The organism is Paenibacillus sp. FSL H7-0357, assembly GCF_000758525.1.
GTDB lineage: Bacteria > Bacillota > Bacilli > Paenibacillales > Paenibacillaceae > Paenibacillus_AQ.
Genome location: NZ_CP009241.1, coordinates 4,062,348 through 4,084,624, shown reverse-complemented (window position 1 = coordinate 4,084,624; position 22,277 = coordinate 4,062,348). Strand labels below are relative to the sequence as shown.

Annotated in this window: 15 protein-coding genes and 1 pseudogene; 6 read left to right on the top strand and 10 right to left on the bottom strand. The window is 46.0% G+C overall.

What is annotated here, in order from left to right:
- From H70357_RS17735 to H70357_RS17705, 7 genes and pseudogenes are all read right to left on the bottom strand, one after another.
- Positions 1-759: an ABC transporter ATP-binding protein gene (locus H70357_RS17735; RefSeq protein ID WP_038592197.1), complete on the bottom strand. Its 759-nt coding sequence runs from the start codon at positions 757-759 to the stop codon at positions 1-3.
- Positions 760-893: 134 nt separating this feature from the next.
- Entirely contained in the window at positions 894-2,135 is a 1,242-nt protein-coding gene (locus H70357_RS17730; protein ID WP_197073596.1) for a HAMP domain-containing sensor histidine kinase, read from the bottom strand.
- 33 nt (positions 2,136-2,168) lie between these two features.
- Positions 2,169-2,843, bottom strand: coding sequence for a response regulator transcription factor (locus H70357_RS17725; RefSeq protein ID WP_038592191.1), 675 nt, complete (start codon positions 2,841-2,843; stop codon positions 2,169-2,171).
- A gap of 254 nt (positions 2,844-3,097) precedes the next feature.
- A pseudogene (locus H70357_RS17720) lies at positions 3,098-3,334 on the bottom strand (arginase family protein); the annotation flags it as partial.
- 217 nt (positions 3,335-3,551) lie between these two features.
- Complete coding sequence (locus H70357_RS17715; RefSeq protein ID WP_038592181.1) at positions 3,552-4,427, bottom strand: DMT family transporter; 876 nt, start codon at positions 4,425-4,427, stop codon at positions 3,552-3,554.
- Positions 4,428-4,684: 257 nt separating this feature from the next.
- Positions 4,685-5,800, bottom strand: a complete 1,116-nt coding sequence (locus tag H70357_RS17710) for a sensor histidine kinase (RefSeq protein WP_038592178.1) — start codon at positions 5,798-5,800, stop codon at positions 4,685-4,687.
- 1 nt (position 5,801) lies between these two features.
- Complete coding sequence (locus H70357_RS17705; protein WP_038599828.1) at positions 5,802-6,530, bottom strand: response regulator transcription factor; 729 nt, start codon at positions 6,528-6,530, stop codon at positions 5,802-5,804.
- A gap of 192 nt (positions 6,531-6,722) precedes the next feature.
- Between H70357_RS17705 and H70357_RS17700 the strand changes: the two genes are divergently transcribed.
- The 3 genes from H70357_RS17700 to H70357_RS17690 are packed head-to-tail and all read left to right on the top strand — an operon-like array spanning position 6,723 to position 9,801.
- Positions 6,723-7,598, top strand: coding sequence for an ABC transporter ATP-binding protein (locus H70357_RS17700; RefSeq protein ID WP_038592175.1), 876 nt, complete (start codon positions 6,723-6,725; stop codon positions 7,596-7,598).
- Positions 7,595-9,193 (top strand): hypothetical protein, encoded by a 1,599-nt coding sequence (locus H70357_RS17695; protein WP_052092094.1) that lies wholly within the window; start codon positions 7,595-7,597, stop codon positions 9,191-9,193. Before H70357_RS17700 ends, H70357_RS17695 begins: the two co-directional genes overlap by 4 nt.
- The gene (locus H70357_RS17690) at positions 9,190-9,801 is read left to right on the top strand and encodes a DUF4097 family beta strand repeat-containing protein (RefSeq protein ID WP_038592173.1); all 612 of its coding nucleotides are present in this window, start codon (positions 9,190-9,192) and stop codon (positions 9,799-9,801) included. The genes H70357_RS17695 and H70357_RS17690 overlap by 4 nt, the downstream gene beginning before the upstream one ends.
- A 138-nt stretch (positions 9,802-9,939) precedes the next feature.
- Here the strand turns inward: H70357_RS17690 and H70357_RS17685 are convergent, their stop codons facing one another.
- The 3 genes from H70357_RS17685 to H70357_RS17675 all read right to left on the bottom strand — a co-directional run bounded on the left by H70357_RS17685 (position 9,940) and on the right by H70357_RS17675 (position 18,815).
- Complete coding sequence (locus H70357_RS17685; protein ID WP_038592170.1) at positions 9,940-15,648, bottom strand: HAMP domain-containing protein; 5,709 nt, start codon at positions 15,646-15,648, stop codon at positions 9,940-9,942.
- Between the two features lie 4 nt (positions 15,649-15,652).
- On the bottom strand, positions 15,653-17,296 hold the full coding sequence (locus tag H70357_RS17680; RefSeq protein ID WP_038592167.1) for a response regulator: 1,644 nt from the start codon (positions 17,294-17,296) through the stop codon (positions 15,653-15,655).
- Positions 17,297-17,504: 208 nt separating this feature from the next.
- Positions 17,505-18,815, bottom strand: coding sequence for a YheC/YheD family endospore coat-associated protein (locus tag H70357_RS17675; protein WP_038592164.1), 1,311 nt, complete (start codon positions 18,813-18,815; stop codon positions 17,505-17,507).
- A gap of 620 nt (positions 18,816-19,435) precedes the next feature.
- Between H70357_RS17675 and H70357_RS36675 the strand changes: the two genes are divergently transcribed.
- The 3 genes from H70357_RS36675 to H70357_RS17660 all read left to right on the top strand — a co-directional run bounded on the left by H70357_RS36675 (position 19,436) and on the right by H70357_RS17660 (position 22,131).
- The gene (locus H70357_RS36675) at positions 19,436-19,855 is read left to right on the top strand and encodes a hypothetical protein (protein ID WP_231578529.1); all 420 of its coding nucleotides are present in this window, start codon (positions 19,436-19,438) and stop codon (positions 19,853-19,855) included.
- Between the two features lie 250 nt (positions 19,856-20,105).
- Positions 20,106-20,846, top strand: coding sequence for a LytR/AlgR family response regulator transcription factor (locus tag H70357_RS17665; protein ID WP_038592161.1), 741 nt, complete (start codon positions 20,106-20,108; stop codon positions 20,844-20,846).
- Between the two features lies 1 nt (position 20,847).
- Entirely contained in the window at positions 20,848-22,131 is a 1,284-nt protein-coding gene (locus H70357_RS17660; protein ID WP_038592157.1) for an ATP-binding protein, read from the top strand.
- The last annotated feature ends 146 nt before the right edge of the window (positions 22,132-22,277 follow it).

The following is a 22,277-nucleotide window of genomic DNA, read 5'->3' as shown; positions in this document are numbered from 1 at the left end:
TTACCACCCCATTTCAGTGAGGAAGGCCTGAAGCTTGCCGTGCCGCTCCCTGTCGCCGCTTACGTATTTGCCTAAGTTGCATATGCCATGAATAACACCGTCACGCATATATAAAATCCGGTTTCCTCTTCTTGCAGATTTCAGATCATGGGTAACCATGATGATGCTTTGCCCTTTGCTGTTAAGATCGGTCAACACATCAAGTACCACTTTACCTGCCGCGGAGTTAAGAGCGCCTGTGGGTTCGTCGGCAAAAACAACCTTTGGCTGGTTTATTAATGCACGCACAATTGCAGCACGCTGAGCTTCCCCACCGGACAATTGGGTAGGGAATTTCCGCCAAATCATTTCAGTTAATCCTACCTGCGCAAACAGATCTTTTGCTCGTGCAGCGATGGCTTTTCTGTCATTACTGACAAGCAGGCCTGCGGCAATAACATTATCCAATATACTCATATTATCGAGCAGGAACATTTGCTGAAATACAAATCCGCAATTTAATCTGCGAAAAACCGCCAGCTTATCATTGGACAGCTTTGCGATTTCCTGATCAAAGTATGTAACGGAGCCTAGCGTCGGCTTATCCATACCTGATAGGGCATACATGAGCGTAGATTTTCCCGCACCGGAAGAACCCATGATTACGGTGAAATCCCCGGATAATATCTCCAGATCAAGATTTTTAAGAATGTGCTGCTGCACACCCCCAGTAGAAAACGATTTACTAAGCTTATCGGTTGTGATAATTACTTGACTCATTACGTGGCCCCCTATTAAAAAAGACTGTTAAAACTTACTGCCTGTAAAGCAGTTAAAGTTTTATTTACAGTCTTATCTTAGCTTTTTAATTCTTAGCGGGTCTTTAGACAGTTCTTAACCAATTCTAAAATTTTTTACGCGATATGTAATCTTAAGATCACCACAAAACCGCCATCTATATTCCTGCAAATGATATCACCGGACATTTTGTCCATCAGATATTGGGAAATATACAATCCCAGTCCTGTTCCGCTTTTGCCGACTGAATTTCGGGCACGATAGAATTTATTGAATAGAAGTGGGATTTCCTCCGGAGAGACCCCGCGTCCATAGTCTTTGAATTCGATCTCCAGATATTGTCCTTTGATGTTTACTAATACACCAATGGATGTACCCGCGTATTTATAAGAGTTGCTTATGATATTGTCAATTACCTGCAGAAGCCGAAGCATATCTATTAGCACAATGCATTCGGGGATAGGCGATATAGTAGCTCTATTATTATAGTCAACATTTTTGATTAGATCCCCCAGTAATACACTCGACTCTTCCGTTACTCTGACAGTTAGCTCCTGTAACTCTTCTAATGTTGCACTAAACATATTCGTGATCAATGTATTTATCTGGTCAGCTTTTGCATTAATCACTTCCAGCTGGCTTATGTCATCCTCAATAACAGAATTCAAAATCATAACTTCGGAGACAGCCTTAATGGAGGCGACAGGCGTTTTTATATCATGGCTAAGTGAGGCTACCAGCTCCTTTTTGCTCTGATTTGCCAGTCTTTCGTTCTCGCGCGCTTTCGCGAGTTCCTCTCTCATTAAGTCAAAGCTTTCTGCAAATGCACCGAACCCGTTGCCCTTTTCCATTTCGAGCGGCATATCCAGCTTGCCCTCTGCCACATGACGGGCAAATGCCTGCAGCTTACGAAAAGGGCGAAAAATAGATCTGTCGATATATACTGCATAGATTAAACAAAACAAAATGATAAAAATGATATTAACTCCAAAAAAAACAAGCAGCTTATCCCTGTAATGCTTCCATCGTTCACTTGTATTATTAAAAAAAATTACTTTCCCCAATACCGTGTCATTGCGCGAAATATCCACAATCGTATCCCGATTATAGATAGCAGAGTCTATATTCTCACTTAATCCACGTCTTGTGGCCCCAACCAGCTCCCCGTGGCTATCCAGTACTGTATATTCCAAGCTGTATTGACGACCTGGCAAGGCAGACTGATCCAGAGTGTCCCAATGTTCAACAATCGTTTGTGTAATATCATTTACAGCAACAACATCCGTTCCTGTTGCAGTTAAGCTTCGAAAAACAAAAAGAATTACACTAATGCCAAAGAATAGAATGGCTGCCGCCAAGAATGTTACCTTCTTGATGCTCATCTTCCACCCCTAATCGGTCTCAAATACATAACCGGTCCCCCAAATCGTCTTAATATAACGCGGCTCATTAGGGTTTTCTTCAATTTTTTCACGCAGTTTGCGGATGTGGACATTTAAGGTTCCGTCACTGGTGATTGCGTCATTCCAGACGTTAGAGAACAGTTCCTCTTTGGCGAGAGGGCGATTTTTGTTCTGGATTAAGTAGGACAGCAGCTTATATTCCATAGCCTTCAATTTAATCTCGCAGCCATCATTCATCAGCTTTTCCGAGATCAGATCCATCGTAAAGCTGCCAAAGCTTAAAACATCAACATCGCCCCCATATCTTTTCAATACCGTTTTCACTTTAGCCAAAATAATACTGAGTGCATACGGCTTTTGGATATAGTCGTCTCCACCGATATTTAGTGCAAGCAGAACATCATCATCACTGGTTCGTGCACTTATAAACAATATAGGGATATTGGTGGCTTTTCTCAGTTTTTTGCATATTTCAAATCCGGAGGATTGCTGCCCTAAATTAATATCGAGCAGGATCAAATCGGCCTTGTTTTGCGTAAAAAAATCAAAACATGCCTGTTCATCTGCTACCCAATAGGTCTTCACGCCAAGCATATTAAAGTATTTACAGGTGCTTGTTGACAGCGCTTCTTCATCATCAACAATTAAACAGTCGTATTTCATGATCCATTTTCCTCCATAAATATAACTTGAATAACAGAAACTATTATACTGTTGAATGTAGCATCTTTCTATGAAAAAACCGGGCAATTTCAGGAATATCTCCTGAATTCACTCGGCGATGGGATAAGTATATTCAACTTCCACTAAATGATGAAGCAGGAAATAAAAATTGAGGGCATACCGGCAATTGTATGGGGAGAGAAATCAACAGTGGCTGCAAGTACATATCAGCGAATAATCTTCTCACTTAGGAGCTTATGAGCATCAATGATATGATAAGCTGCCTCTAATTGTTTAAGTAGCTGTTTTCTTCCATTCATACCGTTCTCATTCTCAAGCGGAGTTCCATCATAAGCCTGAACAGGTACATTAATAAGAGGTTGATCATTGTCCGGAGCTAACCAAGCAAGCAGCTCGGCTCCAAAAGAATAGTTAGGGTTGTTTCCCCCTTGCCATTGCGGCATTAACAGGCGTATCGTTTTTTTAGTCATTTTATCGTCTCCCTTACTTCAAAGTAAGGTTAGTTTAAACAGTGCACACATAAAAAAGTAGTACGCACTTTATTGATAGGTACTATCCAAAAGAATAGTGTGATGATCAGCATGGCTGTAAATGCACCCCCTAGAATTTTATTGGTTAACAAGGGGGTTATTCCAATGTCTATTCTCAAGGGTGCACTTCATACATTCGAATGGAGTTTCTTAAATACTATTTTTTCTCGTTGATAACGAATAGAACACCTGTAAAAATTAGGATAGAGCCGATCCAAAACGCTACACCTATGTTCTCTCCTAGAACAAGCCATCCAAGTAATGTTCCAACCAGGGGTTGAAAGAAGAAAAATATTCCTCCACTTGAGGCATTAAGCATTTGCAATCCGCGATTCCAAAGTAGAAATCCGCCTGCTGTTGAAACAATACCCAAATATAAGAGTCCTCCCCAAATCGTCGGGTGAGCCAGTTGAGAGATACTAATCTCGTGTAACCGCGGCAATACAAAAGGAGTCAACACGATTAGGGCTACTAAGATGGAATAGGTGGTTACCACAATTTGTGAGTAATCACTTGGCAAACGTTTTACAAGTACAGACATGAGGGCCCATGTTAATGCAGCAATAAGCAGGGCAATACCTCCAAGTGTACTGGATAAATTCACATCACCAATTCCAACAATGAAAAGCACCCCAATTGTCGCTAATAAAACAGAGATTCCCTTTTTTAATGTCAACTGTTCTTTAAGGATAAGGCGAGCAAAAATAACCATGAATGCTGGTGTTGAAGAAGTTATAATGGCTCCCATTTGTGCTGTGGATAACATGGTACCCGTTTCCTGTGCAACAATTGAAATCGTATTACCGATGAGCCCAATAGCTACGATTAAGATAAAATAACGTTTCTCAATTCGCCAGTTCTGTCGTGTGATGAAGCCGATAACTAGAAGTGCAACAATGGCTACTAAATATCTCATCCATACAAGTTCTAATGGAGGTATGACCGATACTACAATTTTAACAACAACGTACATACCGCCCCAGATCATGGAAGCTAAAGTTAAATATAAAGAACCTAATAAGGTGTTTTTCATCTTTTATACCCTCCGTTTTTTAATTAGGCCACAAATGCCCCTAACGGAGAGATGTAGTCACACTCACTCCACTAAGAGCAGAAGTGTGCTACTGGTACGTCGTTTTCAAATAATGGAGTCCAAAACATCAAATTCACCCCTAGTCCAATTTTATCCGTTTGTCCGAAACCAGATAGTACTGTTCATGGAAGTTCCGGATTTGATACAGCAACTTATTTTTTCATATCTTGTTCAAAATTTCAACTGATCTCTCAAGCTCAAGTAGACTTTTCATGCACCCGGACAGGTAGACGGATATGAAATGTGGTTCCTTTACTTACTTCGCTATCTACAGTCAGGAAGCCGCCGTGTGCGAGGATCAGGTTTTTTACAATAGCCATACCTAGTCCTGTTCCCAGCTTATGGGAGCTGCCTTTTGCTCCGCGGTAATATTTTTGAAACAGATTGTTCAGCGTATCTTCGTCCATACCAGTGCCATTGTCGGAAATCATGATATTTGCACTTTCCTCTCCCTCCCGCCGCACAGTAACATGAATGGCAGTTCCTTCCGGATTATGAAGCACGGCATTCATCAGCACATTTTGCAGCGCCCGGTAGAGCACCTTCTCGTCAGCAACAAGCTCCAGCGACTCTATCTCTGCATCCAGGCTCAACAGGTAGGACACTGCTCTTGGATCGTTGCCGACATCGGCGATCAGCCGCTGCAGGAAGCCGATCAACTCCAGAGTGCCAAACTGCATGGGCAAAGAGGCATGATCCTCATTTATCTGAAAAGAGAGGTTGATGTCGCTGATCAATTCCTCCATATGCAGCCCTTTGGACTGGATTTCTTGCAGAAACGTTCGCTGTTCCTCCGCGTTCCAGCTGTACTCTTCATTCAGCAGTAGAGCTGAGTATCCCGTGACATATGTTAACGGTGTTTTGAGATCATGCGAGATGCCGGCCACCCAATCTTTTTTGTTATCTTCAAGCTTACGGCGTTCGAGTTCGGACTTCTTCAGGCTGGCGGACAGCGACTCAATGTTCACTATCAATTCGCTGTACAGCCGGTAGCGGGATTTCAGTTTCTGGTTCCGTTTGAAGATGCCCTTTGCTGCAGTCGGAGGTTCGAAATTCCCGCCCGATAAGGAAGCAATCCAAGACATCATGAATCTTAACGGACTCCCGAAGTACCAGCCGAACAGCACGCTGCATCCGGTAATATTAAGCACAAATACCGCCAGAATGTACAGATCATAATACTCCTGCCCTTCCAGCAGGCCCAGCAGAGGAAACAGCACATCCACGGTAATCATCATGGTAATGCCGAGTCCAAGCATCCAGGCAATTAATCCGATGGCAAAATGGACACTGAACCGAAATCCCGTTTTCATCTCAGAACCCCTTGACCGGTGGCACAAATTTATAACCGATCCCTCTCAGGTTAATGATCAGCTCGGGGGCTTTCGGATTGTCGTCCAGCTTTTTCCGGATCTTGGAAATATGAATAGTGACTGTTTTCTCATCGCCATACCCGGGGCTGCCCCATACCAGTTCATAGATTTGAGATGTCGTATAGATCCGGTTCGGATTCCGGCAAAAGAAGCTGAGCAGCTCCAACTCCTTGGCCGTACATTCCACAGTCTGTCCATTCACGATCAATGCAGCGTCCGCAGGCCTCAGAATAAAACGCCCGTAATTGTATTCCTTGTTCCTTTCACTTTCCGAGTTCCCGTAAGAAGAGGCTTGGGTGAGGTTCTGCCTTCTGAACAAAGCTTTGATCCGGGCAACGACCTCAAGCGGATTAAAAGGCTTCGTAATATAATCATCCCCTCCGATCCCGAGCCCGGTCAATTTATCGAAATCACTTGCGCAGGAGGTGATAAAAATAATTGGTGTGTCTGTATGCTTGCGGATCTCACGGCACAGGTCAAAGCCATTCACATCCCCCAGCATTACATCCAGCAGGATCAGGTTATAGGTATGATTTTTCACGAAAAATAATGCTTGTTCCCCGGTTGAGCAGCTTGTGATGTTATGGTAGCGCTCTTTCTTCAACGTAATCTCCAGCAAGGTCAAAATCCCCAGCTCATCATCGACCAGTAGAATTTTCTCTGCATTCATATTGTCATTCAGCAACAGTATTTCCTCCCTGAGTGCATAAGTTCTCTCTCAGTTTATCATTCCTTTTGGAATTTCTCTTGCCAGCTGTTTCCTTTTAACCGCAATTTTGCTTTGTTTTTACTTTTGTGGGCTAATCTTATGTTACGCCGCCAAGGAATGGTATGGCAATTGGATTGTGACGGAGGAATAGAGATGGAATTGCAAATTGAACAGGTATCTAAAAGCTACGGCGCAAAGCAGGCCCTTAGCGGCATTACCTTGAAGCTCAAACAGGGTGTGACCGGACTGCTCGGCCCAAATGGTGCCGGTAAATCCACATTAATGCGGATGCTTGCGACTATTGAGAAACCGGGTCAAGGGAGCATCAAATGGAACGGTGTGGATATTGCCAAGCAGCCGCAGGTTTTGCGGAAGGAGCTGGGATATTTGCCGCAGGATTTCGGCGTGTATCCGAATCTGACCCCGCTTGAATTTCTGGAATACATAGCGGCAATGAAAGGTCTGTCCGCCCGGTCCGCCCGGTCCCGAATCAACGAGCTGCTGGAAATTTTAAATCTCTCAAACGACCGGAAACGGCTGCTCGGCGGATTCTCGGGCGGCATGAGACAGCGGGTGGGCATTGCCCAATCTCTGCTTAATGATCCGTCGCTGCTCATTGTCGACGAACCTACGGTCGGACTGGACCCCGGAGAAAGAATCGGATTCCGCAATTTATTGTCCAGCTTGTCAGGAGATAGAATCATTATTTTATCAACGCATATTGTGACCGACATTGAGTCCATCGCTCCCTCCATCGCCCTGATGGCGAAGGGACGGCTTGTCAAGCATGCGGCACCGGAGAACTTGATTCAGAGTGTGGAGCAGAAGGTCTGGAACTGCATCCTGCCTGCCTCCTCCCTGCCGGACATGCAGGCCAAATACACGATAAGCAGCGCCATTCAGCGCAGCGACGGCATCCATACCCGGATCGTTTCCGATCTGCGCCCCAGCGCAAATGCCACCCTGCTGCCCGCTTCACTGGAGGATGCGTACCTGTATACTGTGTCCTCGTTAGGAGTTCAGCCATGATCCGTACTCTCTCAGCCTACTTTTATATTATCAAAAGCAATTTGAAAAGTCAGATGCGCAGTTATTCCTTCCTGCTCGTCATAGGAATCAGCGTGTTTGCCGGTTATGCCTGCGTACCGGATGCTGCTTCCGGGTATGAAATCTTTTATATCGGCGGGGTCAGAGGCATCTATAATTCGGCCTGGCTGGGCGGACTTGCGGCGATGCTGTCCACAATGCTGCTCTGGCTGTTCGGTTTTTTCATGCTTCGAAGCCAAATATCGGGAGATGCTCACCTGAAGCTCGGGCCGTTAATCGCCTCCGCCCCTGTCCGGAAAATCAGATATATCGCCAGTAAGGCGGCGGCGAATTTTGTGGTACTGCTGGTGATTGGAGCTGTTTTGGTAGTGGCATTTATGGCCATGCAGCTGCTTCGGGGAGAAGATTCCCAGCTCCGGCTAATGGATTATATGGCTCCCTTTTTTTATGTAACCTTCCCCTCCCTGTTTCTGCTCTCTTCCTTAACCATCCTGTTTGATGTGTTTCCCGGTTTTAAGGGAGTTTTGGGAAATGTGTTGTTCTTCTGCCTGTGGATCGCTGTCGGTGCGGTGTCCATTGCCGCGCCAAGCGATTGGGGGGATTTGTTCGGCATCAACGGTATTCTGAAAACGATGGCCCACAGTGCAGCGGAGCATTATCCTACCCTCTCCAGTCTTGAGGAGAGCGGAAGCTTTGGGTATTATCCGACACAGGGCCCGATCTCCACGTTTGTGTGGGAAGGCGCAGCATGGGATCGTTCGCTTGTCCTAATCCGGCTAGTCTGGATAGCTGCGGGTATAGTGGGTATCGTCCTTTCAGCCCTGCTGTTTCGGCGTTTTGAAAACTCGGAAAGCTCATCCAAAGCTCATCCGCTGCTTGCATCGGGCAAGGGGAAAACAACATCTTTTCCGCTTGCGGGCATAGAACACAGTGTCTCGCTGAAGCTGTCTCCGGCAATAAAAGTGAAGAGTGCAAGGTTGCCCGGGCGGGTCAAAGCCGAGCTGAAGCTTATGCTGAAAGGCATGTCCCTGTGGTGGAAGCTGCCCGCTATAGTGCTCATTTCAGGACCTATGCTGATTACGCCAAACTCCATAAACAACTGGCTGCCTTTTATTATGATATGGCCCCTAGCTTTATGGTCGCAGTTAGGCACGCGGGATAAACATAATTTCACCACTGAACTTATCTTGTCCAGCAGTTCGCCGCTGGCAAAGTGGTTGACAGAATGGCTCTCCGGCGTCTTCATCACCTTGCTGTTTTCGACGGGTGCAATCCTTCGCTTCATCGTGGAGGGTCAGATGTCTTCGTTGTTGGCTTGGGGAACGGCTATCCTCTTTATTCCAACTTTGGCGCTTGCACTGGGCACATTAGGCGGCTCAAAAAAGTTGTTTGAGGTCATTTATTTGCTCTGGTGGTATGTGGGACCGCTCAATCATGTTCCCTCACTTGACTTTTTGGGGATATTCGAAAGGAACCCTGCGCTTTATCTCATCTTGACCATTCTTTTATTCGCTGCAGGCATAACCACCCGGCTTTTGCAGACCGGTAATTTATCAATAAGAAGGAGATCCATATGACAAAATATAAAGGCAAGAAATGGTTTGTCCTCATCGCGGCAGCGTTCGTTATCCTCGTACTTGCAGGCTGCGGGGACAAAGCTGTGGAGAAAACAGCTTCTTTCGAGGGATCCAAGGTACAGCAGATTGAAGTGAAAACTGAAGGACAATCCATTAAGGTGAGCCGTTCCAAGGATTCAGAAGTAAAGCTCCGTATGAAAACAAGCGGTGAGCTGCCGGCGGGGCTGGAGGCGGGGGTGCTTACCGTTAACACTGAACCGGCATCCGGATTCATCCATTTAAAGAATGAGACCCTCTACCTGGAACTGCCGGAACAAAGCTATGAATCCATCCGTCTGGCCACAGCTTCCGGCAATATAACCTTTGAAGGCCAGGCACAGACAATCTCGCTGAACGCCGATTCAGGCAATATCACCGTCAACGGCTTCACGGGGGAGGTTGATGCATCTACCCAATCGGGCAAGATCAACTTAGGCGTCGAGGCATCCACAGAGATTCAGACGGACGGCGGCGGCCAAAGCCTAAAGGGCACGGTAGGCACGGCTAATACGGAAGCTTCCACGCTGAGTGTGCATTCAGCTTCAGGAAATATAAATTTAGAGGAGTGATAGCCTCCGATAATCGCCTGTTTATTCCGATAGCTGGTCTATCCATGGGCTAATCGGTCTGTTGTTCTTGGAAATCGTTTAGATAACGTCTAAAAGCCCCCGTCTTTAGGACGAGGGCTTTCTTATCGAACGTATGGGTTATTGGTCTAGCCATGTGCGCATCATTGATAACAACTGTGCGCTGTTGACCGGTTTGGTGATGTAATCCGAGCAGCCGGCTTCGAGGCACAGCTCCCGGTCTCCCTTCATGGCTTTCGCTGTGAGTGCAAGAACGGGCAGGTTCTTGAATTGCTCTTTCTGCCGGATAGCGCGGGTTGTTTCGTAACCGTCCATACCCGGCATCATGATATCCATCAGCACGATTTCGATGTCCGGACTCTGTTCCAGAAGGTTAATGGCATCCTGGCCGTTCTCCGCAGGAATGACTTTCATTTGATGGCGTTCCAAAATTGACGTTAGTGCAAAAATGTTCCGGATATCATCATCCACCACAAGCACTTTCTTATACTCGATCATTTCATCCGAATTATGCAGTTTGACCAGCTTTTCCCTTGAGCCGGAAGGGAGCTTCTCCGCCTTACTGTGCAGGAAGAGAGTCGTTTCATCGATCAATTGGAGATTCGACTTCACCTCTTTGAGAACCACCATTTTGACTAACTCATCCCACTCGTTCTCCTCCGCCGGTGTTAACTTCTTGCTCAGGCGGGCTACGACGGGAACTCTTTTGTTTTTGGCATTTTTGTACATATCTCGGGCGAATCGAATAAGATTCATATCCGGTAAGCTGTTGTCCAGCACGACGCAATCAAAATCTTTCGTGTTGATCTGGTTCAACGCTTTGCGCCCCGTGTCCACTGCCGTGATCTTGAGATCCTGATTGCTTAGCAGGTCGACAATTTGCTTGCGCTCCTGCTCATCATGGACGATCACCAACAGATTTTGAACCTTCTTGTCCGCAAATTGGTTCAGACGATCCAAAGCATTCTCCAACTCTTCGTTCGTCACAGGTTTCCGGAAATAATCGTGAGCACCCTTCTGCAGCAGAAGCACCTCGTCCTCGTCAACGGTCATGACGCAAATCGGAATATGCCGCACATGGATATCGTTCTTCAGCTGATCGAGTACCAGCCAACCGTTCGTATCCCCACCAAGATGCAGATCCAACGTTATGGCGATCGGATTGTACTTTTGAACGAGTTCCAGGACATCCCACCCGCTGGCCGTAATGACAGCTTTGATTCCTTTTTTATGGAGGAGGTCGAGAATAATTTCATTGAACTTCTGATCATCCTCCACAATCAGGAATACACGGTCACCCGGTTCAATGTTATCCCGGTCGTCAATCAAAGTGTCTTCCGCCGCTCTGACTAGGCTGCTTCTGCGTTTGGGCGGGGTGATATCAATCACCTCTGGTACATGTGTTCTCTTGATCTCCGGTTCCGTGAATTCCGCTTCAGTTGGCAGGTACAAATTAAATACGCTTCCCTTGGTCACTTCACTGTACAGAGTGATTTCTCCACCCAGCATCTCGGCAATTTCCCGGGATATTGCAAGTCCCAAGCCCGTTCCGCCATATTCCCGGTTCGTGCTGCCGTCCGCCTGCTGGAAGGCTTCGAAAATGATCTGCTGTTTCTCATGAGGGATGCCGATTCCCGTGTCGCTGACGGAGAAGCAAATGACCGTTTTAGCACGATTCAGTGATTCATTTTCTTGGTGCCAGCCCTCGCTTGCTTTCCGGATCTGAAGCATAATCTGCCCTTGCTCCGTGAACTTAAAGGCGTTCGAAAGCAAGTTTTTCAAAATTTGCTGAAGCCGCTTGAAGTCCGTCACTAAGCTTGCCGGAACACCGGGATCAATTTTGATTCTGTAGTCAAGCTTCTTAGCGTCCACCATGTGGCGGAAAGTACGGTCGAGCCCGCCTGTCAGTTCGGCCAAAGATACATCGCTGTAATCTGGTGTGATTGTGCCTGATTCGATTTTGGACAGATCGAGAATATCGTTAATAAGATTAAGTAATTCGAGTCCAGAGTCCTGAATGGTTTTCGCGAACTTCACCTGAATCTCGTGAAGATTGTCCTCCGGGTTCTCGGCAAGCTGTTCTGCCAAGAGCAGCAAGGAATTCAGCGGGGTACGAAGTTCGTGCGACATATTGGCTAAAAATTCGGATTTGTACTTGGACGTGAGGGCAAGCTGTTCCGCTTTCTCCTCCAGATATCGTTTGGCCACCTCTACCTCATGATTTTTGCTTTCCACTTCCGCCTTCTGCAGCACGAGCAACTTTGCTTTATCTTCGAGCTCGTCGTTCGTATTCCGCAGCTCCATCTGCTGTTTTTGGAGCTCTTCGGTGAGTGACTGCGATTGGATCAGCAGCTCCTCCGTACGTTGGTTCGCCTGCATCGTGTTAATCACGATTCCGATGGATTCCGTAAGCTGATCCAAGAAGGCGATGTCGATATCACTATATGGGCGGAAGGATGCAAGTTCCAGAATCGCCAGCACCTGATCTTCGAATATGATCGGCAGCAAAATGATGTTGAGAGGTGCGGCTTCTCCCAAAGCGGACGATATCACGACATAGTCACCTGGCACGTTAGTGAGCAGGATCCGCTGTTTCTCGATCAGGCACTGGCCGACCAACCCTTGCCCGGCCCGGAATTCGTTCGCCAAATGTTTGCGGCTTTGGTAAGCGTAGCTGGCAAACAGCTTCAGCACCGGTTCGCCGTTAAACGGTTCATTGATGTAGAAGACACCATGCTGCATGGACACGAGCGGAGCCAGCTCGGACAGGATCATACGGCTGACCGCATACAAGTCTCTTTGTCCTTGAAGCAGCCGTGAGAATTTGGCGAGATTGGTTTTGAGCCAGTCCTGCTCCGTATTGATCCGGGTTGTTTCCTTCAGGTTCCGTATCATTTCGTTAATGTTGTCTTTCAGCGTTGCGACTTCTCCGGATGCGGATACGTCGATGGCACGTGACAGATCACCGTTCGTCACCGCTGTGGCGACATTGGTGATCGCACGCACCTGAGTGGTCAGCGTACTCGCCATGTAGTTAACATTGTCGGTGAGATCGCGCCAAGTACCGGCTGCGCCAGGCACGTTCGCTTGTCCACCCAGTTTCCCTTCGGCACCTACCTCCCGCGCCACGGTGGTCACCTGGTCGGCGAAGGTGGCCAGCGTCTCGATCATATTGTTGATGGTATCCGTCAGTTCGGCAATTTCGCCTTTGGCTTCAACAGTCAGTTTCTGCTTCAGGTTGCCGTTTGCAACTGCGGTCACGACCTTGGCAATCCCGCGCACCTGATCCGTCAGATTGGTCGCCATGATGTTAACGTTATCGGTGAGGTCTTTCCAGATTCCGCCGACGCCGCGCACTTGAGCTTGTCCGCCCAGCTTGCCGTCCGTACCGACCTCCCGCGCCACCCGCGTAACCTCGGATGCGAACGAATTTAGTTGATCCACCATCGTGTTTATCGTGTTCTTCAGTTCCAATAGTTCACCTTTTACGTCGACGGTGATTTTCTTGGACAGATCCCCGTTCGCAACTGCCGTTGTAACGCCGGCAATGTTGCGCATCTGAATGGTCAAGTTACTGGCCATATAGTTAACCGTATCGGTCAAATCTTTCCACGTACCGGAAACATCCTTAACTTCCGCTTGCGCGCCAAGTTTTCCATCTGTGCCAACCTCGCGCGCTACGCGTGTAACCTCGGAGGCGAAGGTCGAGAGCTGGTCCACCATTGTGTTAATCGTATTTTTGAGTTCAAGGATTTCGCCTTTGACATCTACGGTGATTTTCTTGGACAGGTCACCCTTTGCTACCGCCGTCGTAACGTCCGCGATATTCCGCACCTGGTCCGTCAGATTCCGGGCCATGTTATTAACGCTTTCAGTCAAATCCTTCCAGGTCCCTCCAACCCCTTTAACCTGTGCTTGTCCGCCCAGTTTCCCGTCCGTACCTACCTCACGCGCTACCCGCGTAACCTCGGAGGAGAACATCGAGAGTTGGTCCACCATCGTATTGATGGTATTTTTGAGCTCGAGGATTTCGCCTTGGACATCCGCCGTGATTTTCTTAGACAGGTCTCCGTTTGCGACGGCCGTCGTCACGACGGCGATGTTGCGCACTTGGTTGGTCAAGTTCGAAGCCATATAGTTTACACTCTCGGTCAAATCTCGCCATGTACCCGCAACGCCTTTAACTTGGGCTTGTCCACCCAGCATGCCCTCGGTACCAACCTCGCGCGCCACCCGTGTAACCTCGGAAGCGAAGGTGGAAAGCTGCTCCACCATCGTGTTAATTGTGTTCTTAAGCTCAAGGATTTCGCCTTTCGCATTAACCGTGATCTGTTTGGATAGATCCCCTTTCGCAACCGCAGTCGTCACTTCAGCGATATTGCGCACCTGATCGGTCAGCGTACCAGCCATAAAGTTAACGCTGTCAGTTAAATCCTTCCAAGTGCCGGATACCCCTTTAACATCCGCTTGCCCGCCGAGGATTCCTTCTGTTGAAACCTCCCGCGCCACACGGGTAACCTCGGAGGCAAAGTTGCTGAGCTGGTCCACCATGATGTTGATTGTGCTTTTCAATTCGAGGATTTCACCTTTCGCATCAACGGTAATTGTCTTCGACAAATCGCCCTTGGCAACGGCGGTGGTCACTTCCGCAATGTTACGCACCTGGTTGGTTAAGTTAGACGCCATGTAGTTAACGCTTTCCGTTAAATCCCGCCATGTGCCGGATACGCCTTTAACATCCGCCTGCCCGCCGAGTATCCCTTCCGTACCGACCTCACGCGCCATCCGGGTAACCTCGGAAGCAAAGGTGGACAATTGGTCCACCATCGTGTTGATGGTGTTCTTAAGCTCCAGGATTTCGCCTTGCACATCAGCAGTAATCTTCTTCGACAGGTCGCCATTTGCGACCGCAGTCGTAACAACTGCGATGTTACGCACTTGGTTAGTCAGATTGGACGCCATGTAGTTAACGCTTTCGGTTAAATCTCTCCAAGTGCCGGATACGCCTTTGACATCCGCCTGCCCGCCGAGTTTGCCCTCTGTGCCAACCTCCCGCGCCACACGAGTAACCTCGGAGGAGAACATGGACAACTGGTCCACCATCGTGTTAATCGTATTCTTGAGTTCGAGAATCTCTCCGCGCGCATTAACCGTGATTTGCTTTGACAGATCACCATTTGCGACAGCAGTGGTTACCGCCGCGATATTACGCACTTGATCCGTGAGGTTTGTCGCCATATAATTCACGCTGTCCGTAAGATCTTTCCATGTGCCCGATACCCCTTTGACGTCTGCCTGGCCGCCCAAGATTCCTTCCGTACCGACCTCGCGCGCCACACGAGTAACCTCGGAGGCAAAGGTGCTGAGCTGATTCACCATCATATTAATGTTGCTTGCTGTTCTCTGGAATTCACCCGTAAGAGCTCGTCCTTCGATTTCAAGTTCCACCTTCTGGGACAGATCGCCTTTGGCTACGGCGTTAATAACCCGGACCATCTCACTCGTCGGTTGAATCAAGTCGATGACCAGACCATTCAACGAATCAGTAATCGTTTCCCATGATCCACCCAGATTCTTCTGCACAAACCTTCTCGAAAGATTCCCTTCTTTTCCGACAACCTTGGCTACTGTCTGGACTTCAGACACCAGAGCTTCCTGAATATCCATAATCTCGTTAAATGTATCCGCTACCTTTCCAGCCATACCCGTACGGTCATAGGGCATCCTGTAGGAGAAGTTGCCTTTCTTCATCGCCATTAAGGCGTTGAGCAGTTCGCCGACGCCAATTTGATCGTCGTTCGTTTCGTTGATTTGGTCTTGATTGCTCATAAACTCAACACTGCCCCTTTTCCATCACATATTTTTGAATGACCTGTTTTATCTCTTCTGATCGAACAGGCTTGGCGATAAAATCATCCATGCCCGAGGACAAACAGCACTGCATCGTTTGCTTAGAAACGTTAGCCGTCATGGCAATGATCACAGTTTGTTTGTCTTTAACTTTCGTTTTGATTTCTTGTACAGTCTCCCAGCCCTCTTTGAAGGGAATTCGGAGATCGAGGAAAAGCAGATCGTAAGGCGTTTGTTCCAAAGCTGCCAGTACCTCTGTGCCGTTCTCCGCCAAATCGGCAAAGAAGCCGAGTGCTTCCAGCATTTGTTTCATTAGCCTCCGGCTTACGTTGTCATCTTCTCCAACCAAGACACGAATCGGAGCCGGCGTATGGCTCTGGGTTGTAGCATCCGTATGCAGCGGCTTCCGATCTGACTCGTCTGGAGGTTGAATTGGGCTCATGAGCGTCTTGACTGCAATTGTAAAAATGAATGTTGCGCCGGGTTCATTCGATGGTTCTACCCGGATCGTGCCGCCCATTAGTTCAACCAAGGATTTGCTGATCGATAATCCGAGCCCCGTGCCTCCGAACTTACGTGTAGTTGAGGCATCCAACTGGGAGAACGGCTGAAACAGTTCGTTTATCTTATCCGGAGGGATTCCGATCCCGGAATCTTTAATCATAAACTCAAGCGTTAGCGAATTCTCCGTCTCCGCGAGCTTGTTTACCATTATGTATACACTGCCTTCATGCGTAAACTTTACGGCATTACCCACCAGATTATTCAACACCTGACGGAGGCGATTCATGTCCCCTTTTATACATGGCGGCAGCGAAGGATCAACCAGCACCACCACTTCCAGATTCCGTTCCCTGATTTTGGCTGTAAACAAATCAATCGTTTCAATCAGGCAGTGCTGAAGGGAGAAGGGTTCCTCCTCCAATTCCATTTTTCCGGATTCAATTTTTGAAAAGTCGAGGACATGGTTGATGACAGAAAGCAGTGCATTGCTGCTAGTATGGATAATCCCTGCCATCTCTGAATATTCTTCCGGCAAATCGGAGGCAAGAAGCAGATCAGACATGCCTATGATCCCATTCAGCGGAGTCCGGATTTCATGGCTCATCATGGCCAGAAACTCTGATTTCACACGGGAAGCGATCTCCGCCGTTTCCTTGGCTTGGATCAGCTCCTGATTGGTTTTCTCTAACTGCCTCGTTTGCTTCTTCAACATTTCACTTTGGATCTGAAGGGTTTTGTTAGCTTCATACATACTGACGTACCCCTCGATTTTGGATTTAAAAATTTGCGGAACGAAGGGTTTCGTCATATAATCCATAGCACCAACGGAATAGCCTGCGAAGATATGCTCCATTTTATTGCTGGTGGCTGTCATAAAGATGATGGGGACGAATTTGGTTTTCTCCCGGGTCCGGATGATGCTGGCTGTCTCTAACCCGTCCATTTCCGGCATTTGCACATCCATGACAATGACGGCAAACTCCTCTTCCAATAAACAGCGCAAAGCCTCAATACCGGAATATGCCCGAACCAGACGATAAGGTTCTCCGCTGAGAACGGCCTCAATGGCAACCAAGTTTTCCGGGTGATCGTCTACGAGCAGGATGTTGACTGCAGAATCCATGACGCCCCTCACTTCCCAACTTGTGACTTGCTTGCGGTTATATTTCGAAAATATAGCTTATATACCCTTATCTTTAGAGAATGAAACTCTAACTCGGGTATCATCGTTAGTTCTTACTGTACGTAAAAAAACCGGTTAGAATAAACCGGTAATCTAAAGATATATTCAGTTGATAAAGCTAAAAAACGTTGTCCGAAATAAACTATGTTTATGGAGTGCTGTATCCAGCAAATGCTTTTGCAAATTCTAACGGGCGTGTTATTACCTTACTATACATACTACTCTGTTGGCCAACTAGTGCAGCAATGTTATGCATATGCCTAAAATTGATCTCAAGTAACCACACCTTATAATTAGTATCAATTGCCACATCTAAACCTAAATCTGCATAGGGTCCATGTAACTCATCCAGGTTTTCGCAAACCAAAGTACATAAAGACAGAATTTCCTGAGTCTTGAGTTTAGTCTGTAGATCATTTAAATGTAATGCATTTTTTAAACCATCCACTCCCAATTTCAGCGCACTTACATCATTGGTGTAATGCTTTCCTTTCATACCATATCTAGCAATAATGCCAGTACAGTTCCAGGTTTGTGTATTGTTTTTCTGCATTATCACTCGAAAGTCGACGTGTTTATTATGGACTTTCAAACTTACTGACTGCTGAAATAAGTAAGCCCGCCGCCTCTTGTAGTAACACAATATCTTTATTAATTTTTTTTGACTCAACTTTTTTTTTGTATTTTTATGCTTCCAAAGGTAACCCTTGTTGGTTAATTCGATCTTTACTATACCTCTGCCGAAGGAGCCGCTCACCGGTTTAAGATAAACTGAACCATAGTCTTTTAACATGCAAATAACCTCTTTTGCATTTCTCAATAATGCTGTTTTAGGTAGATGGGGATTTATCTTAGGATTATCCTGAAGAGCCTTCCACACTGCCCATTTATCTAAAAAGCTTGGATTAAAGATCTTTTGGCCAACAGTAACCAGCAAGTGGTCGTATTTATCGTTTCTGTTTACTCCAATCCTGCGATAGACAACATTAGGGTATGGAAATACCCCTTTCTTCCAAATTCCTGCGCTTCCTAATTCATCTGGTTGGTAGTAGTAACCTTCTATTCCTGTTTTCGCAGGATTAATCCCCTCTAAGGGACAAAGGTAAATTAATCCATGTAAATTCTTATAATCCCACAGGTATTCAAGGTACTTTGTTCTAATGCCTGGGGAAACATGTACTCTCGAAGTTAAAATAGCAATTACCGGGCCGAGATGCAGACCATTCTCATCTATTCTTAAATCATAAGGAAGTGTATCAGGAATCATAAAATTGAGTTTAATTGATATAGGTAAAACGATTGTATCCTTTGTTAATAGGGTACTTAGTGTCAATTCTTTTTCTGTTTCAAACGAACCAAAGTGAAATTTTATTATTGGAGGAATCTGCGCGCCAAATTGTAAACTATATTTATTAGGTAAAACAATATGTTCTGAATCATTAGACCATTTTATCCACATCAGGATGCCCCCATTTAAGGTGATAACCCACAATATGATTAATTACGGTAAATAAACATCACATTTAAAAAATCAGTTATTAGCCCAATTATAAATATGCCCAGACAAATAAACTCCTGGGTATATATACTAACGGCATATCGATCAGAGGGGATGATATTATGGGTGTGAAAAACCGAATAGCAGGTCCTCAAGGTCCACAAGGACCTCAGGGCCCTCAGGGACCCCAAGGACCTCAAGGATTACCAGGCCCCCAAGGAGTACCCGGGCCTCAGGGTCCCGAGGGACTTCAAGGATTATCAGGAGCCCATGGACCAGCGGGACCTCAAGGACCAACGGGACCTCAGGGACCAGCGGGACCTCAAGGACTAACGGGACATCAAGGACCAGCAGGACCTCAAGGACCAACAGGACCAACAGGACCTCAAGGCTTATCAGGCTCAGCTGGACCTAAAGGATTACTAGGCTCAACGGGGCCTCAGGGAGTACCAGGCCCAGTAGGACCTCAAGGATTACCTGGCCCGGCAGGACCAACAGGACCCCAAGGATTACCTGGTCCAGCAGGCCCAACAGGATCTACTGGCCCTCAAGGAACCTTATCCAGCGCTTTTGCAGATTTAGTGTTAGTATCTACAGCTCCAACAGTTATACCTCCAAATGTTTCTATACCATTATCTTCACTAATATCAGATCCGAAAAGAGGATTTACTTTCGATGCTGGTGCAAGAGCGGCAATAGCAGAACAATCAGGATTATATTATGTTAACTACATTTTGTACATTCAAGGGGATGCTGTACTACCAGGTGCTGCTTTTGTAGTTACAGTGAATAATTTTGAACAATCCATAACCATTTCTGGAAATAACACAAGCACGGCAAATGATGTACATCTGGTTGGGCAAGGGATCATTCCAATTAATGCCGGTGATGCAATACGTCTTACAAATACAGGTACTACAAATGCTGTATTACTACCATTTGCCGGAAATCAGCAGGTAAATATGAGCAGCTTTGTCATATTCAAAATAGCTGATTTGTAAATTATGCAAAGACTCAAATCACTTTTCGTTAAATTCTGTTGAAATAATAAAAGCGTTCTGCAATTGCTGGCAGTACGCTTTTTATACTGCAGTTTTGATACATAGGAATTTGAGAGAATTCGTTTCCGTATGCACTTGAGGGATCTAAATCTGCATTTCATCCAAAAATGATTTATTCAAGCCCGAAAGCTTGTATGATAGTTAGATCAAGCTCTAGAACAGCGGCATTAAAAATGAGAGGTGATCCACTATGTATCGAGTGGCTATTTGCGATGATGAGGACAAACAAAGAGAGATTGTCAAAGGCTTGCTGATTGCGTTGTCGATCAAGGTGAATATTGATTTTGAAATTGAGGAATTCAGCTCGGGGGAGCAGCTTGTCTCTCATTATGAGCGTAATGAACCCCCTTTTCACATAATAATATTGGATGTTGAGATGGGGGGTATAAACGGGATTCAGACTGCCCGCCAAATAAGGAGTTTAAAACACCTGGATGAACAAATCATGTTTCTGACAAGCTACCCGGAATATATGGTGGAAAGCTTTGACGTAATGACCTTCCAGTATTTAATCAAACCTATTACTCCCCAGGTGTTGGAGGAGAAAATGATCAAGCTATGCCAATACTTCCAAGCCCTTGATAAAAAATTTATGATCATCAAGTCAGCCTTTGAAGAAGTTGTGCTGAAGCATGATGATATCATTGCGATCGAAGCTGCTAAAAGCCTAACCATAAAAAGTAAGCTGAATTTTATTACCCTCAATCAAATCTATGAAAGTAAAGGCATCCTTGCCGATTATGCTCTGGCACTCAAAGACAACAACTTCCTGCAAATCCACCGTTCCGTCATTATCAATCTGCTTCATGTGCAGAAGTTCGCCAGCGGGGTTGTGCTTATGTCGGGTGGGACTCAGCTGCCGATCGGCCGCTCTAAACTGAAAGAGGTTAAGGATTGTTACACCAAATTTATGATAATGAAGGTCCATTGAGATGATTACGAACAACTGGATGTTTGGGTTGTGTGTTGAGGTTGTGATGTGCCTTCAGATCATTTATTTCTTTAACTCGGTGTTTGACAAATCTGCCCAAAAGCAAAAGCGGTGGATTTACTTTATTATTTTCGGGGTGCTTGGTTACGTTTATATTTCCGTTCCGGTTTCCTTTGTGATTTCTTCGATCCTGGCTTTAGTGGTCATCTTTAGTTTGGCGCTAGCCTATACTGTGGAACTGAAAACAAAGATCATTTTTACTGTGCTGTATGGTGTGTTAATGTCTATTGTTAATTTTATTTCGATCTATTTTTTTTATCTGTTGGATTCGGTTGACCTTACCAGTCTTGATCCAGTAAATGAACAGAATCAGAACTTGTTATTCAAGGCCACCCTGCTCAGCTTCACGATTATGTTTGCCGTCATTCAGATTATCCGGCTGATTGCCAAACGCAGAAGCTTCTCTTTGCATTATCGTTACTATATATTATTTATACTTGTTCCTATCATCAGCATCTACCAGCTGAATGTGCTCACGAATTACAATGAGATGAACATCCATTATTTCCTTTCTGCTATTGGATTTCTTTTTATTAACGTGATGATTATCTACATTTTTGATACGATTATTGATAAATTCCAGTTCAAGCATGAGAATGCCCAGCTGCAGCAGCAGATGGACTACCAGGATGCAAATTATGAAAAGACTGTGCACAGCTTTAAATCGATCAAAAGAATAATTCACGACACGAACCAGCAGTTTCTCTATATCGAGGAGTGTATTAAGCGAAATGAGCCAGCGGCAGCATTAGAGCATATCCGAACGACGTTAAATAAAGTCGAAGGCGCTTATCAGCGGGTAAATACAGGCCATTTGGTGATAGACGCCCTCGTTACTAACACGCTTAACATCGGACAAGCGAATGGCATTCGGATAGATACGAAGCTGAACTTGTATTCTCCTGAGATATTGATAGATCGCTATGACTTATGTGTCGTACTCGGAAATATGCTGGATAATGCGATTGAAGCTTCCAAGCATGTGAAAATCGCGGAGGACCGCTACGTCGTGATCAAGATATTTTCCCATGAATCCGCACTGTTCATACACATTCTTAACCATATGGATAATGAAGTCGTTCCTTTGCGCAGCCAAAAGCCTAACCCGGAGAATCATGGCATCGGGCTCACGAATATCGCCAGACTCTGTGATAAATACGGCGGACATATGACTATTGAAACCAAGCAAAAAACCTTTCATAATATGGTCATGCTGCCCTTTTGAACGGACAATCCCTAAACAAGCTGTTGTTTAGGGATTGTTTTTTAGCGTTTCGGGGTGTTTTTGCATATACCAGCCTCCTCTCTTGTATGCTGAATACAGACCATTAAACCCCGGTGAATTCCGGTAAAGGAACCTAAGGAGGAAGT

Excerpts from the sequence above, each read along its gene's own strand:
- H70357_RS17665 (WP_038592161.1), top strand. The coding sequence starts at position 20,106 with ATGTATCGAGTGGCTATTTGCGATGATGAGGACAAACAAAGAGAGATT.
- H70357_RS17735 (WP_038592197.1), bottom strand. The coding sequence starts at position 759 with ATGAGTCAAGTAATTATCACAACCGATAAGCTTAGTAAATCGTTTTCT.
- H70357_RS17715 (WP_038592181.1), bottom strand. The coding sequence starts at position 4,427 with ATGAAAAACACCTTATTAGGTTCTTTATATTTAACTTTAGCTTCCATG.
- H70357_RS17685 (WP_038592170.1), bottom strand. The coding sequence starts at position 15,648 with ATGAGCAATCAAGACCAAATCAACGAAACGAACGACGATCAAATTGGC.
- H70357_RS17705 (WP_038599828.1), bottom strand. The coding sequence starts at position 6,530 with ATGAATGCAGAGAAAATTCTACTGGTCGATGATGAGCTGGGGATTTTG.
- H70357_RS17710 (WP_038592178.1), bottom strand. The coding sequence starts at position 5,800 with ATGAAAACGGGATTTCGGTTCAGTGTCCATTTTGCCATCGGATTAATT.
- H70357_RS17695 (WP_052092094.1), top strand. The coding sequence starts at position 7,595 with ATGATCCGTACTCTCTCAGCCTACTTTTATATTATCAAAAGCAATTTG.
- H70357_RS17725 (WP_038592191.1), bottom strand. The coding sequence starts at position 2,843 with ATGAAATACGACTGTTTAATTGTTGATGATGAAGAAGCGCTGTCAACA.
- H70357_RS17700 (WP_038592175.1), top strand. The coding sequence starts at position 6,723 with ATGGAATTGCAAATTGAACAGGTATCTAAAAGCTACGGCGCAAAGCAG.
- H70357_RS17690 (WP_038592173.1), top strand. The coding sequence starts at position 9,190 with ATGACAAAATATAAAGGCAAGAAATGGTTTGTCCTCATCGCGGCAGCG.
- H70357_RS17660 (WP_038592157.1), top strand. The coding sequence starts at position 20,848 with ATGATTACGAACAACTGGATGTTTGGGTTGTGTGTTGAGGTTGTGATG.
- H70357_RS17680 (WP_038592167.1), bottom strand. The coding sequence starts at position 17,296 with ATGGATTCTGCAGTCAACATCCTGCTCGTAGACGATCACCCGGAAAAC.
- H70357_RS17675 (WP_038592164.1), bottom strand. The coding sequence starts at position 18,815 with ATGTGGATAAAATGGTCTAATGATTCAGAACATATTGTTTTACCTAAT.